Annotated in this window: 6 protein-coding genes; 2 read left to right on the top strand and 4 right to left on the bottom strand. The window is 47.6% G+C overall.

Annotation, left to right across the window (positions count from 1 at the left end; genetic code table 11):
• Window positions 1-19 precede the first annotated feature (19 nt).
• On the top strand, window positions 20-655 hold the full coding sequence (locus AB6805_RS12785; protein WP_370909809.1) for a DsbA family protein: 636 nt from the start codon (window positions 20-22) through the stop codon (window positions 653-655).
• Between the two features lie 4 nt (window positions 656-659).
• Window positions 660-1,154: an N-acetyltransferase family protein gene (locus AB6805_RS12780; protein WP_370909808.1), complete on the top strand. Its 495-nt coding sequence runs from the start codon at window positions 660-662 to the stop codon at window positions 1,152-1,154.
• Between the two features lie 277 nt (window positions 1,155-1,431).
• Here AB6805_RS12780 and AB6805_RS12775 read toward each other — a convergent pair whose 3' ends face one another.
• The 4 genes from AB6805_RS12775 to AB6805_RS12760 are packed head-to-tail and all read right to left on the bottom strand — an operon-like array spanning window position 1,432 to window position 16,370.
• A complete protein-coding gene (locus AB6805_RS12775) occupies window positions 1,432-3,915 on the bottom strand; it encodes a Calx-beta domain-containing protein (protein WP_370909807.1) in 2,484 nt (827 codons plus the stop codon).
• Between the two features lie 43 nt (window positions 3,916-3,958).
• Window positions 3,959-6,109 carry an OmpA family protein gene (locus tag AB6805_RS12770; protein WP_370909806.1) on the bottom strand — a complete coding sequence of 717 codons (2,151 nt, stop codon included), beginning with the start codon at window positions 6,107-6,109 and terminating at the stop codon, window positions 3,959-3,961.
• 21 nt (window positions 6,110-6,130) lie between these two features.
• Entirely contained in the window at window positions 6,131-7,045 is a 915-nt protein-coding gene (locus AB6805_RS12765; RefSeq protein WP_370909805.1) for a type IX secretion system membrane protein PorP/SprF, read from the bottom strand.
• A 58-nt stretch (window positions 7,046-7,103) separates the two neighbouring features.
• Window positions 7,104-16,370, bottom strand: coding sequence for a Calx-beta domain-containing protein (locus AB6805_RS12760; RefSeq protein WP_370909804.1), 9,267 nt, complete (start codon window positions 16,368-16,370; stop codon window positions 7,104-7,106).
• Window positions 16,371-16,639 lie beyond the last annotated feature (269 nt).

The raw sequence follows: 16,639 nt of genomic DNA, 5'->3' as shown, positions 1-16,639 counted from the left end.
GCCTTAAAAGCCGATTGCTATGAGATTCATTTATATTTACGATCCGCTCTGCGGCTGGTGCTATGGCTTCACCCCCGTGATACAGCAACTGCAGGAACGCAGCAGCGGGAACATGGAATTCAATATCCTCTCCGGCGGAATGATCACCGGCGATAACCGCCATCCCTTCTCTTCGATGAAGGCATACATCCAGCGGGAACATACCAACGTGGAAAACGCCACAGGCGTGAAATTCGGCGCTGCCTTCCTGGAGAAGTTACTTCCCTCGGAAGAAATTATGGACTCCGAAAAACCCAGTGTCGCCCTCACGGTATTTAAACAATACCAGCCGGAAAATGCCATCACCTTTGCACACGATATGCAGGTGGCACTCAACTATAATGGCCAGAGCCTTAACAACGACAGCACCTACCGCTCGCTGATAAAAAAGTTCAGCCTGCCGGAAGATGAATTCATCAGCCGCCTGCATGATGAAAACTACCGCTACGAAACCCAACAGGAATTCCAGCTGATCCAGAACTGGGGCATCACCGGGTTCCCCGCGGCCATCCTCGATACCGGCAAACAACTTTATCTCTGCGCACGGGGATATACTCCCCTGGATAAACTGGAAGAAACCATACAAAATATATTGAGAGAAAATAACAGCTTATAACTTTATGTACCACGTCAAAACAGCTACCGTAAACGATATTCCTGTTATACAGGAACTAACAGAAAAGATATGGAGACCTACCTATCAGTCTATTCTGACCCCGGAACAAATAGAATATATGATAGACATGATGTACAGCACCTCCGCCCTGAACAAACAGATCACGGAGTTGCAACACCAGTTTCTCATTTTGCAGGATGATAACAGCCCCATCGGGTTTGCCGCCTACAGCACTACCGATGCCCCCGGCATCTTTAAACTGCATAAAATCTATCTCGATGGGAACTACCAGGGAAAAGGAATCGGCAAATTCCTCCTGGAACACGTGGCCGGACAGGTAAAAAGCCGTGGCGCAAATACCCTCGAACTCGACGTAAACCGCTTCAATAAAGCAAAACAGTTTTATGAAAAACAGGGATTCAGCGTGTATAAAGAAAAGCAAACAGATATCGGCAACGGATACATCATGGACGATTATGTGATGCGTAAACCACTATAAAAAAAGCCCGGTAAGGAGATACCAGGCTATTCCCAAGTTAACCATTAAAAGACACAACTCTTTTTTAAAAAAAATAATGTTAATCTAAGGTTATGTACGATAACGCCCGGTAAGCGGATTTATCCATAGATTAAAAAAGCAGTATCTTTTATATTCTAATATAAAAGATGCTGCTTTTAAGTTTAATATCTTTCTAAAAAAAATTCCCGCATAGCTGACTATGCGGGAATGCAGGTGTGCCTGAAGCGCGTATATCGGTTATTGATCCAAGCCGTTATTATTTGGCTGTGAGCACGGTGCCTTCATCGTTATCATCATCATGGATAACAGCAACCGCCTTATTCAGTTTCAGCTCGGGCGAAATTTTCAATACCCCTGCGTTGGCAGCAGCAGTAGCATCACGCAGTTTCACAGATACCAGCGCATCTATTTCTTTTACACGGTCGTTTACCAGCGCTACCTGTATATCAGTTTCACTAAAAGCACAATCACCGGTAATCTTTACCATGTCGCCGTTCATGATCACATAATCCTTACCGTAAGCCGCCGTACTGGATGAATCCACACCAAAGAAGATGTTGATATCACTACCGGTACAATTCGTCTGCACGGTTTGATCCGCAGCTTTCACCAGGATACATTTAAACATACTCACAGGCGCCGTAGCAGATTCATTGGCATCTGTCAGTTTTACCAGGGTAATGTAAGCCGCCTGGTCCTGTATGTACTGGGAAGCAGAAATAGAAGTTACATCGCCGTTATAACCTACCACCGCCTCATTTTCTGCTTTAATTTCGCTTAACACCAGCACAACGGTTTCCGCCAGCTCAAAACGGTTATCGTCTTTTATCTTTACATTCAAACTCGCAGTAGTAGCGCCGCTGTCGATCACAAAAGGCGCTTTGATGCTGCTTACAAAGTCGGCGCCCGGCAGTGCAGTGCCGTTACCAAACTTGTAAGTCAACCTCACTGGTTTAGAGGTGGCGTTGATCAATGGCGTATTATCCCGCTTGAACAAACCGGCAGAAAACACTACATCGGTAGCTGGCTCAGCGCCGTTGTTACCACCAATGAATTTTACCATAGCCGGCTGATCCAGGATGGTTACCTCTCCTTTTGACTTGGTAAGATATAACTCCGACGCATCCAGCACTTCTACATGGAAAGCTTCTTTACCTTCCAGCAGGTTATCGCTTTTTACAGGGATCTGGATGGATTTGGAGATAATAGCTCCCGCGGCAAACTCAGAAGGCACAAAGGAAATAGTTCCTTCGGTAACATCAAAGTCGGTTGAACCGGCGCCGCCTTTATGCGGAATCGTTTTATAATGAACGTTAACGGGTGTACGAACACCATTGCTTCTTAAAAACCCGGATAAGGTAATGGTGAGTGTAGCATTGGATAAACCGTTCAGTGGCTCGGAAACAGCTATATCGTTGATAGATACGCCATGACTGATCTTAATGATACGGTTGCCATCTTCGTCACCACCGCCTGCTGCCAGGATTTCACCGGAAGGGCTCATCAACAGCGAAGCCAGTGTAGTTTTTGCATCATACTTTCCCAGCTGCTTGTCGAACATCATTTCACCATCAGGACTCAGCTTAATCATACGATAGCCTTCTTTTGCCACCACACAGATTTCATCGTCTTCGGTGAGTAACAGGTGCTGGAATACAGAACCCAGGTTTTTATCAATGGAAACAGTACCGTCCGGGAGCAGCTTCACGATCTTACCCGTGTTGTTGCTCACATTGCCACCTGCCGCCACTACTTTGCCGTTTTTGCCTACTTCCAGTGCGTATAAAGCAGCATCTGTTTCTTTGTTGAATAACTCCGTACCATCAGGACGCAGCTTAACAATGCGGCCATGGTCTTTTTCTTCCGCACAGGCGAAGATTTGACCCAGGTCGTTCACTTTGATGGCATTGAACTTACCATCCGCGGTACTGTATTCTTTATCAAATACTACCTGGCCTTCCGCATTTACTTTGGCAATGCGGCTGGCGTTGCCGGTACCATAAGCGCCACCGCCCATCGCCAGCACAGCGCCATCTTCCAGCAGCAACATCTTTTCAAATGTAGCGCCGGGTTTACCAAAAGAAAGCTCAAATTGTTTTTCTCCCTTTCCATCCACTTTTACCATGTATGCCTTTCCCTGTCCGTCACCCACGTCGCCACCTACAGCAACAATGTTGTCATCTTCATCTATCAGTACATTGGTAAAAACATTGTGTGCACCAAAACCTTTATCGAATTCTACTTTGCCATCGGGCGACATCTTGGTGATGCGGGCCTGCGCAGGCTTACTGCCATCCACGCCAACGGTAATATAGTTGCCATGACGATCCGTAATGATCCGGGTAAAATAGCCACCCTGACCGTTACCGATGCTCTTGTCAAATACTACTTCGCCCGTAGCAGATAATTTGGTGATACGCGCATTGCCATATGCAATGGTACCACCGCCTACTGCCACCAGTTCATTCTTTGGCAGCAAAAGCAGGTCCTGGTAGGCTACCAGCCCGCCTTTATTCAGTTTGGCATTGTAAATAAGAGTACCCGTTGCAGACAACTTGGTGATACAACCGTTATCTGTTCCGCCCCCGATGGCAACAATAGCATTGTTCTCCGCAATAGCCAGTTTCTTATACTGGTTTTTGGGAGCACTGAAGCTCTTGTTAAACACAACAGGCATCTCCTGTGCGAAGGCCTGTGTGCCTACCGCCAGTAATAGCATTAGTGAGGAAAATTTGTTCATTTGTATTAGTTTGATATACGCTAAAAAATAACCGATAAATAGTTTATTGAATCTTAATCTCGCACCTTCTGTTGATGCCCTGCAGTTGTATAAAGTACTCCCTGTTAGCCTCCAGCCGCTGGCTGCCCGCCATCCATACCGGGCGGGTAGATCCGAAATAATTGATCCTGATTTTATCAGGCGCTACTCCCCTGCTCAGCAGGCACTCCTGGATGTAAACAGCCCGGTTCTTCGACAGCGACAGGTTATACCGCTCGGTACCAATAATATCTGTATGCCCGTTCACCAGTATGATCCGGTGCGGGTTCGATTTCCATATCCGGAAAATAGAATCCAGCTTGCGCCATTCCTGGTCCTGTGGCACAAAAGAATTCAGGTCATAGTAAATCACACCGGGCACTCTCCACAATGCTTCCAGCACTTTCACAACACTGTCTTTTACCAGCGTATAACCCATACCGTTAGCAATGGCATGAGGGCCGCTAACCGATTGCTGCCACGATACCATTTCCGGGCTGCTGTAGGCAGCCTGGCCGGTATAGGCCGGTTGTACTGTAGTGGTGGCCGCAACTACCGGTTGAACATTGCTGTTACCAGGATGATCATTTTGCCAGGGAATAATTTCGGGAGAACTGTCTGCTGCTGTATTGGTGTAATCCACCATGTTGCGCTCAGGACTAACGGCAACGGCTACTGCAGGAACCGGTTTTAACACAACGCTATCTATCACCGGCGTTGCCAGAGGGAGATTGTCGTATTGTTTGGTTCCAACTAAAGTTAGCTGTTGACGGGTATCCGTCTGATTCATGGTATAAGGCACCCGGTCGTCTTCTTTTACTGGCTTGCCGGGATAAGGCAGGTCCAGCTGTTTCAAAGGATTTTTCTTCAGGTTTAACACATAGATGTGATCGTTATCATGCGCGCCTGAACGGTCTGATGTAAAATATAATAACAGTTTGCTTTCATCCAGTACGGGATTCAGATCATCAAACTGCGTATTCACAGGATACGGCAAATGTACAGTTCCTTCTTCCGGTTTTTTAATATTTATCATAAAGATGTCCAGTCCACCAAACCCACGAAGGCCATTGGAAGAAAAGAACAACTTATCACCTACCACAAAAGGATACAGTTCATTTCCATTGGTATTTACCTGCGGACCCAGGTTCACCGGCGCTTTCCACCGTTTGGCTTCCTTGTCCCAGTCGGTGTAGTAAAGATCGGTACCACCCTGACCACCAGGCATATCGGATGCAAAGTACAAACGTTTACCATTAGGTGCAACTGATGGATGCAGGAAAGAATATGTTTCCAGGTTTTTCCCCAGCTTCACCGGCAGCGGCTTACTCCACAGATCATGATCCGGCTGGTAAACAGCAGATAACAACTGCGTACCGTTATTGTAATTAATATAGGAATTCTTATCGTTCTTCACATCCGTAAACCGGTTGGAAGTATAGATCACCTTTTGCCCGTTATCAAAGAAAGAAGCAGGTCCTACCTGTAATACCCCGCGCAGGCTATTGTTAAAAGGCTCTACCCCATCTTCAGAAATCTGGTATAATTTGGAATTGGTATAAAAAGATTGCTGCTCGTTTTTCCGGATATCATTGGAAAGAAAAACAATGTTATTGCGGTATAAGGCAAGTCCATACTGGTACCCGGGCAAGTTCAGGCGAAGACTGTCCACCCTTATATTCTCCATGGAATCACGGTTAAAGAAACCATAGTAATTCACCAGCGACTCTTTCAGGTTGGTAAATCGCGCATTGTTCTTATAGTTATTGGCATACACCGCGCTGATTTCCTGGGCTTTCACCACCCTTCCGGTGCGCTTCAGCAAATCAATGTAATTGGTTACATCCGTTACCAGCACGTCTTTTTCCGGCTTGTACAACAGCTCGTCGTACAAACTGATCGTTTTCTCGAACTGCCTGGTTTCAAAGTATACCCGCGCCAGCTGTAATTTAGCCCGGCGTAAAACTTCCTCACTGCCGCCATTATTTATTACTTCATTACACAAAGAGATCGCTCTCTCGTATTCTTGTCTCTTGTAAAGCCGTTCCGCACGCTTTACCTTAGCCATACTTCCCAAGCCACCTATTTGCACTCGGTCTTTTACAAAACTGCAGGAAACAAACAGGGAAACAATGCTCAGAAAAAGTATGAGGGAAGAGAAACTGTATTTTCGCATACCATTCTTGATTTTTAAAAATTAGAAATAACGCGGTGCTACCACTTTCCACTTCGACCACGAGAAGCGGTAATTAATCATCACTTCATGCGACACCGTTTGCGCACCTTTCAGATTCGATTGCATAGGCGTATCATACGAATAACCGATCTGCAGGTTCTTCGTTGCCTGCACTTGCACCAACCCCGTCATCGTTTTCTCAGAACGCCACGATGCACCCAACCAGATCAGGTTCTTCAGAAGGATATTGGCATTCAGATCATACTGAAAACCCGCTCCCTTCACCTGGCGTAGCAACACGTTCGGCTTTAACTTCACATCATCATTAATATTGATCAGGTAACCCGTTTGCAGGTAATAGTGCGATTCCACCACCACTTTATTCACGCTGTTACCAAGGTCAAAACTTTTAAAAGTAGGCGACGACAACCCGATAAAGAACCGGTCTGTAAACAACATGAAACCAAAACCCACATCCGTTTTCCAGTAACTCTGATTTTGCGCAAACACCGGATCAGTAGTTGTCAGGGAGCTGTTGTCTTCCCTGAAGTGCGACATGCCGCCCTTCAGCCCCAGGGCCAGGTAAATCTTCTCATTGAGCTTCACACGTTGGGAAATATTCAGGTTCACCGCCGTCTGCGAATTCACCGTGATCTTTTCATTCATCAGCGACACGCCAAAACTGGTATTGGTGGCTTTAATAGGAGTATAAAAGGAAGCTGTGGCCGTTTTAGGAGCGCCTTCCACGCCTACCCACTGGTTACGGCCTACTGCCGTAAGACTGGAAGATTCATCCATAGAAGGGTAAGCCGGATTGATGATCATGCCATTGAACATATACTGCGAGTACAACGGTTCCTGCTGCGCAGCAACCTGTAAACAACAACACCAGCATAAAATAGTAACCCCTAAAGCTTTCATAAGATGCTTTTTCATAGGTATCAGCTTAAATATTTTTTTGTCAGATGCATCCTGCTTAAAATTCGTATGCCCGTTAACGTTTTATCACAATAAACCCGGTGTATCGCTCCTTCTTACCATCTATCTCTACTTCAATATTGTAGAAGTAAGAACCATCCGGTACATCATTTCCTGAACTGCCGCCTGCATTTGCCTTACCACGGAAGTTCTTCGATTTGTTATCGTAGTGCTGCAACTTAAATACGGTGCCGCCCCAACGATTAAATATCACCACCTCATTATTCGGATACTTGTCGATATTTTCAATATACATCACGTCATTTCCCATGCCATCGTTGTTAGGGGAAAGCGCCGGATGTACGCGGATCTTACCGCTGTTATTATTGATCTGGCGGCCATCCGTACTATACTTTTCAACAGCATCCGTTACACCATCTCCATCAGAATCCAGGTCAAGGAAGTTAGGGATACCGTCTCCGTCTGTATCATCATCAAACGGATCACCATTGCTGTTGATGTCTTCCTGCTTATCTGTTAATCCGTCGCCATCTGTATCACAACTGCCGCACATCGGATCATCATTCAGGATCACACCGGTAGCTTTGGAAGGCTCACCTAAAGTTGGCGTATGCTGGCCGGAGGGAACTGATACTGTGGTCATTTTCAGGATGAAGGTTTCATTCTGTTCAAAGGTGGTATCCCCTTTGATATTCACTGTTACCTGCCCGATCGTCTGCAGCGCCGGGATCACCGTTTGAGTAACCGTGTTGTCGAAGTCAGCACCCGGCGTAGCTTTGAAGTCCATGTAAGGATAAGATACCCCATCTACCGAAGCCTCAAAATCATAGTTAATCGTAATCGGACGGGAACTTTGCCTGCTCAGCTGTACATTAAACCTCAGCGGTGTGTTTTCCCCGGTATTGCCTTCTTTCACGCTGAATTTGTCGGCAGCAAAAGTGAGGGTCAACGGATCGTTATCCGTGATCGCAACCCTTGCGGTATCGGTAGCCCCGGCTTTATACACCAGGGTACTGCTGCCGCCAATGTAGGGCAGTATCGCTGCTTTCAGGAACCCGTCATCGTCATTGATATCGTTATCACCGGTGGTGATAATAAACGAGTGTTGCTTCGTAAGCGCGGGCATGTTGATGGTTAAGATGTTACCACTAACGGTACCTTCACCGGTGGTAAACGTACGGGCGGCATCCTGCGTAATGCGAAGGCGTACCGGCACATCGTAGGCCGCAGATGCGGGCGATTTCAAGGTGAACTTCACACCGCTTCCTTCAGCCGCAGTAACAGCTTCTGCTGATATTTCCACCACCAGCGTATCGTTATCATGAATCATTACATCAGCGGCGGCGCTCGCAGATAACGGCCAGGTAATACCTGCCATACTGCTGCTCACTACGCCCAGCAGTACTTTCACATCTTCATCTCCTTCTACAATATTGTTATCGATCGGTGTCACTTTAATGTCTGCACCATTCTGGCCGGCGGGGATCATCACCGTGCCGCTCAACTTACGGTAACGGGTGTCTGCTACAGCGGTACCGCTAACGGTATAGGTTACATTCACATCTTTCACGGCAGATAACTGTGTATCGGAGAACCGCACACGGAAAGACCCTGGTACATCCGGCTCGGTGGCATCTGCTGTTTTTGCAATCATCATTTCCCGGCCCGGAGCAGTACTTTCATCATCATGCACTATCAGGGTAACGGTATCCTTATCATCTACATCCAGCGCGATGTTCTTATTGAACCGCTTCATCTGTGCCAGCATCAGTGCCAGCTTCACCTGTTCATCTCCCTCTATCACTTTATTGTCGATCACATTCACGGGAACGGATATACTATTCTGACCGGCAGGAATCACTGCGGATGTTTGTACCGGTGCAATGTTGGTCGTGCCGGCAATGCTGCTTACGTAAAACACTACTTTCACATCAGCTGCTGCGAGGCTGCTGCCCGGCAGTTTCACTGTGTATGCCCCGTTTGTAGCCGGTTCTGCGGCATCTTTGTTCTTTTGCAATACCACACGCATATCACCTGTTTCAGGGATCAGTACCATACCTGGCTGTGAAAGTGTATAACCTGTTGTTGCCAGCTGTGCGGTAAACTGCAGTTGCTCGTCTCCTTCCAGGATATTATCGCCTGTTAATTTCAGCTGGTATAATTTATTATGCGCTCCGGCAGCCAGCGTTACCTGTGCTGGTACACCGCTGTAATCTGCATCATCTGCAGTAGATACGGCATTTCTGCTGATATTGATCACTACATCTTCGGAAGAAATGATCTGGCTGTTCACAAACCCGATGGTCACATCACTGTTGCTGCCTTCGTGTATAACGGAGGAGTCTATACGCATTTCCACTTTCAGGTTATCAGGGTTCAACCGCGTAGCGTCATCAATCGTTACAGATAATTTATCTCCTTTCATACCTGCAAAACCCTGTGGCGTTGCGGCGATCCATAACAGCTCCGGTTTCTCCAGTACAAAGTCTGTTTTGGCTGTAAAGGAGAAAGTAGCATCCGGTACACCTGCGGGAATGGTTACGGTAGCCGGCAGATTATCAATATCTGCTGCTGTTGCCACGGATGCTGCATCCCTGTTCAGGGTAACAATAATATCCTTGCTGGCAGTAACACCTGGCGCCAGGCTTACCTTCATCTGGTAAGTATTTCCTTCCAGTACTTTGGTACCCGCTGTTACGGCAGTAAGATGTATAAACCCGGTAACCGGATCATCATGTGTTCTGTCTTTGATCGTAATGGTAGTATCTTTTACAACAGCGGTATTAAAAGTAGCGTCTGTAATACTGCCTTTAAATACCACGGTTTCATCATCCTCCAGTACCAGGTCTTTCAATGCCTTCAGCACAAAGATGTGAGTACCTTTATTTTGTCCTTTTTTAATAATAATATCATAGGGAGATGGTAAGGCATTGTGATCTGCGTTTACCGCGGTACTCAGCGTATTATCTTTTGTTACATGCACCGTGATGTCCTTGCCTGCCAGCAGGTTGTTGGGCAGCTGCGCACTCAGCGTTGCACCGGAACCATTTTCATCAATAGCAGCCAATGTACTGTTGAGTACCACAGGCGCTGGCAGCGGATACTGCGTTGGATCATCCTCAATGGTGAACACCGGTTTATCGATAGTGTAAGTGCTGATGCCATCTGTAGCGCTGGTATTGATGGTAAAATTCTCCGGCCCCTCTGTGAAATTATCTTTCTTAATCTTCAAACCGGTAACGATACTGTTGCCGCTGTTCAGATAAACGTCGGGCGCCAGGGCGTAATCCAGTCCTGCTTCCGCACTGCCTGCCGATTGTGGCAGTAATATATGAACAGGTACATCAGTGGTAACGCCGGCAGGTAAACTAATAGTTACTGCGCCGCTATCTCCTTCTGTCAGTGGTGTTTTCCAGGCGCTAACATTCAATACCAGGTTAGCGGCATCGCTGCGGGTAAGGTCCTGTATCGCCAGCGGCAGGTTATTAATCGTATACCCGTTAACGGTAGCATTCACCACCAGTGTTTCATTCTTCTCCAGCACCTTATCAGCCACTGTTTTCAGCAGCTCAAAGGTAGCAGTGGTTTGTCCGTGCGGCAACACATAAGAAGTGGCCGACAGCGTATAGTCATCAATATTTTTAGCGGTAGTAAGCGCATTATTTACCGCCAGCTGTATGCTTACATCTTTTGTAGATGCATAAGGCACCGATACCGTCACCATCACCTTATTGCCTTCCGGCACCAGTGTGGCATCCGGGGTAAGCGTCATTTTTCTTGCGTTCGGTTGCTTCTCTGTGTAGTCTTTGATATACACACCTGCACTGGTAGCTGGCATGTTAGTATTACCTTTGTTGCCTTCAATGATCAGTTTTCCTTCATCATCCAGTATGGCATTGGTACCCGCTGTAATGGCCGGGGTAGATGCAGCGGATGTGTTGTTCAGGATGGTCACACTGGCTGGTACCGCCGTGTGACGCGCATCCACCACGGTAGAAGCGGCAGCATCTTTCGCCAGGTTGATCACCCAGTTTTTACCGGCTTTCCAGCCATGTGGGAAAGTGGCCGTTATCACCGCACTGCTTCCTTCGTAAATGCTGTCGGGCGTGCTGGTGAGGATAATGGAATCGCCCACAGGGAAAGGATACTGCGCATCTTTAATGCTCATATCCATCGTTGACGGCAGGAACGTGTACACGGTGCTGAGTGCATCACTCACTGCAGGAGTGATATGTATATCTTCTGCATCTTCTACCAGGATATCTGATGCAACCCTTAACTGTGCAATACCCGAAGCACCGGTAAACGTCGTATCCGCAGGCAGGTAATAATCTGTATTACGTGTAGCCGTGCCGGTAGCGCCACCCAATGTAACCTTAATTGGTATTTCGGTGGTTACACCGGCAGGTAAGCTGAAACCAATATTATTGGTGCTGTTTTCATTCACCGCACCCGATGGCAACGTGAAGCTGATCTTTGTTTTAGCAGCATCCCTGCGGGTAGCGTCATTAAGCTGGATAGCCGCATCGGTAATCGTATAGCCGGTAGCGGTACCCTTTATCTTCAGTTGTTTATCTTTTTCTATCACTTCATCCGCAACGGCTTTAATAACCGGTGCAGCGGTGGTGAAGGTGTTGCTGTTCTTCGGGAACACTATGCTTGTCTGCAATGCGGTATAGTCCGCCGCTGCTGCATCGGTACCGGTTGGATTGGCTGCCAGTGTAATCGTTACGTCTTTGGCGGCTGCATAACCCGCTGGTAACGACACCGTGAAGGCAGTGCTGCTGCCTTCCGCAAGCGGGGAAGTGACCGCTGTTAAAGTCAGTTTCTTCTGCGCAGGATCAGTACCATCCGTAATATTAATGATAGCGCTGGTGGCCGGCATATTGGTGTTGCCGGCATTGCCATCTACTTTGATGAAGCCGCCGTCGTCGAATACGTTGTTGGTTTTAGTGGTAATAGCTGCGGTAGTACCGGATGCTGCGTTGGCGGCAATGGTCACGGAAGCAGGGACGGCACCATGACTGGTATCAGCTGTCGTAGAGCGCACGGCATCTTTCGCCAGGTTGATGGTCCAGTTTTTACCGGCCTTCCAGCCATGCGGGAAAGTGGCTGTAATGATAGCAGAACCGCCTTCTGTTACCGGATCAGGCGTGCTGGTCAGCAACACGGAATCACCCGCAGGGAAAGGATACTGCGCATCTTTAATGCTCATGTCCATTGTTGCCGGCAGGAAGGTGTACACGGTGCTGAGTGCATCACTTACCGAAGGAGTAATATGTATATCTTCTGCATCTTCCACTAAAATATCCGATGCTACTTTCAATACCGCCACGCCGGAAGCACCGGTAAACGTTGTATCCGCAGGCAGGTAATAATCTGTATTACGTGTAGCTGTTCCGGTAGCGCCACCCAATGTAACCTTAATTGGTATTTCGGCGGTTACACCGGCAGGCAAACTGAAACCAATATTATTGGTACTGTTTTCATTCACCGCACCCGATGGCAACGTGAAGGTGATCTTTGTTTTAGCAACATCCCTGCGGGTAGCGTCATTAAGCTGGATAGCCGCATCAGTAATCGTATAGCCGGTAGCGGTACCCTTTATCTTCAGTTGTTTATCCTTTTCTATCACTTCATCCGCAACAGCTTTGATAACCGGTGCAGCCGTAGTGAAGGTGTTGCTGTTCTTCGGGAACACTATGCTTGTCTGCAATGCGGTATAGTCGGCCGCTGCTGCATCCGTGCCGGTTGGATTGGTTGACAGTGCAATCGTTACATCTTTAGCGGCTGCATAACCCGCTGGTAACGACACCGTGAAGGCAGTGCTGCTGCCTTCCGCAAGCGGGGACGTGACCGCTGTCAGCGTCAGTTTCTTCTGCGCAGGATCAGTACCATCCGTAATATTAATGATAGCGCTGGTGGCCGGCATATTGATATTGCCGGCATTGCCATCTACTTTGATAAAGCCGCCGTCGTCGAATACGTTGTTGGTTTTAGTGGTAATAGCTGCGGTAGTGCCGGATGCGGCGTTGGTGGCAATGGTCACGGAGGCAGGGATGGTACCATGACTGGTATCAGCTGTCGTAGAGCGCACCGCATCCTTCGCCAGGTTGATGGTCCAGTTTTTACCGGCCTTCCAGCCATGCGGGAAAGTGGCTGTAATGATAGCAGAACCGCCTTCTGTTACCGGATCAGGCGTGCTGGTCAGCAACACGGAATCACCCGCAGGGAAAGGATACTGCGCATCTTTAATGCTCATGTCCATTGTTGCCGGCAGGAAGGTGTACACGGTGCTGAGCGCATCACTTACCGAAGGAGTAATATGTATATCTTCTGCATCTTCCACTAAAATATCCGATGCTACTTTCAATACCGCCACGCCGGAAGCACCGGTAAACGTTGTATCTGCAGGCAGGTAATAGTCAGTATTACGTGTAGCCGTGCCGGTAGCGCCACCCATGGTAATCTTAACCGGTATCTCAGTGGTTACACCGGCAGGTAAACTGAAACCAATATTATTGGTACTGTTTTCATTCACCGCACCGGATGGCAGCGTAAAGGCGATCTTTGTATTGGTAGTATTCCTGCGGGTGGCATCATCAATGATGACCGCTGTATCTGACACGGTGTATCCGGTTAAACCAAACACACTGCCTGCCAGGCCCAGTCGTTCATCTTTTTCAATAATATGATCATCACCCACCGCATTGATAACCGTATAAGTAGTAGTATAAGGAGAAGGGGTGTTGGCCGGTAACCGGAGGGTATCTTCCGTCATCCAGCCAAAATCTGTTACACCGGCGTCAGAGCCGGCCACTTTTCTTGTCAGCGCAATTACAATGTCTTTTGCAGAAGTATATCCGGCAGGCAGCGCAATAGTAAAACGGGTACTGTCGCCTTCAGGCAGATGATACGTCAGGGGGGCAATGGATAATTTCTTCTGGGCAGGAGAGGTCGCGTCATTGATGGTCAGGGTAAGACTGTCCTTTATCAGAATACCTGCATCCGTGGTGCTTCCCACTAATACCAGCTTGCGGGTATCATCCAACACCTGGTTGGTGGTGGTTCCAACAATTACCGTATCAGAGAGTATCCTGGCTGCTGGTATGGTAACGGTACCCGATGGGAAAGTATAGGTGCCCGCTGCCGCTGTTGAAGAGCCGCCGGGCGTAAAGTTAACCTGGATAGGGATTTCGGTGGTAAGACCCGCTGGCAGTTCTGCCCATACGCCCGGAGACGTGCCTTCATTAATGCTGTTGGCAGCAATATGTAAGATAACAGGAGCCGTCATTGGCAACTGTGCATCTGTGATATTTACTACAAACGGTGTAACAGTTGTGGTATAAGTAGTGGAAGGTATAGGGTCTGATGCGGCAAGTTCAATTTCTATCTTCTCTGTTCCTTCTATGGCGTTATCACTTTTAATCTTGAACGGAACCGTGATGCGACCAGCCCCCTGTGGAATCGTAACGGGGCCGGTAAGCTCATAGTCCGTGCCATCAGTGGCAGTAGAAGTACTTTTTTTATTGATGCTCACATCAATAGGCAGATCGGTAGTAACACCGGTTGGTAAAGATATGGTTACCAGTCCGTCGTAAGGCTCTTTCAGCAACGCCGGCGCATCTGTTGTAAAAGAAAGCACCGTTAAAGTAGGATCAAGCCGGGTAGCATCTTCAATGTGGAGCGATTTGGAAGAAGTTTGTGGTTGTCCCATCACCACCGCATCCGCTTTGAAATTCACCAGTTCGTCTTTTTCCAGGATACTGTCTTTTACAGGTCTTACCGGGATATTTACCCCGTTGGAATCTTTCTCTATATAAGCAATGTTGTTATAGGTAAAATCTGATGCAACAGCCTCTGTGCCGGCCACCACTGATAAATCCACCTGGGTTCTTTCAGAAGCCAGCACTCCTGGAGGAAGTGTTACACGAACCGAATCAATAATGCCTTCCCGGATCTTTGCCGGAACCGATAAGGTAATATGTTTGGGTTCATCATCCTGGATAGTGTATACGCTGGTCGTTCGCCCGGTGATGTTCACCAGTTTATTTTCGGTAACGGGTACCAGCTGAAAGGTCATATGCCTGCTGTATTCCAGGGCGTTGTTACCAATGATCTTTATGTTGCTCAATCGTATTTTATCCCCGGGTACATATGCTTTCGCAGGAATCATAAAACCGCCGTAAAAAGTAAAGTCGGTCCCCTGCACCGCATTATGCGATCCTCCAGACGGAGGCACCAGCGCCACTTTCACATACATCTCCGAGGTAATGGTAGCGGTATTGTTCACCACCAGGTACAAATCCGGTGAGGCGAGATCTCCGTTATTTCCTTCCAGGCCGGTGGCCGAGTCTTTTTCAAACGACACGGAAATAGGATCGGTGCCGGTACTAAGGGGCGATCCCTGGAGATTAATGTGCACCGGTGTATTGTCATATCCATAATCAACTGCCACGCGGGTACCAATAGCTTTAAGCGTGGGTTTCGCACCCAGGGTGATACCTGCTGCCAACCCTTTAGGAGCCGTGTTTACGCCGCCTTCATCAATGGCGTTTACCAGCATGAAGTTGTTAAAGTTCTGCCTGTCTCCTGCCGACTTGGCCACGTAGGAAGAAAACGTGTTATAGGCGTGATAGGTATGTGAAAATTCCCCTACCGTAGCATTGGGATAATCGGAATTAAAACCCGGCGGTCTTATAAAACCAATGATATCCGGATTGGGTCCCCCACCCGGAGGATTCATATACCCGGTAGCGCTTCTGTTATTATCCAGTATAGGCCCCACCGGATCATCCTGCATGGTGGGAAATTCACTCAGGTACAGGTAAAAAGTGGTGGAGGGCCTGTCGTTATAAAAAGTATAATCCAGTACAAAGTAACTGTTGGGCACCACGTAGGTGATAGTCATCAGCACGGTGGCAACAAATGGGCCCCTTCCTGCATTTTCATAATACGAGAGGGAGTCCACCAAACAAACCTTATAAGGGTCCGCAACGGTGCCGGAACCCATTACCTCGGATATTTTCTCAAAGTTAATCTCAAACGGAGTGGGAGTGATAAATCCGGTGGTATTCTGCATCTTGAAATTCGACCGGATCCCCATCACGGAACTTGAATTTTCCTTCCTGGATTCAGATCTCCCGTTCCTGGTTACCTCGTAGGTGCCATCCGTATTGATCTTTATCCTCAATCCATCGGTAAGCGTATTTCCTCCAAGGGGATTGATGGTTACCTGCGCCTGTACACCCGTACTGATCAGGAAAAAAGCGGCTATCAGGAATAACGCCTGGCACAGGAACACGGGGATACGATGGGGCATACCTTGCTTATTTAATTTCGTAGGATAGGAAAGGAGTAACATATAAGCGTGTAAATTTCTATTTATACATATAGATTTTAAGTCAAAAATGTGAAAAACAGTCCTTTGTAAAACCCTATATGCGAATCTCTGTAATTGGCTCTCCCGGCAGGCTTCTAATATTGCTCCTTCTTCTCTTCTAATGAAACTGAAAAACCAGCCGCCGGCAATTTATAATCTCTATAATCGTATAGTGGTGGGTGCCTAAGACGCGCTAATGGGCGTTTTTT

It is taken from the genome of Chitinophaga sp. RCC_12 (assembly GCF_041360695.1).
Classification (GTDB): Bacteria; Bacteroidota; Bacteroidia; order Chitinophagales; family Chitinophagaceae; genus Chitinophaga.
Note: the sequence above shows the minus strand (reverse complement) of the source record. Positions and strands in the feature narration are given on the sequence as shown.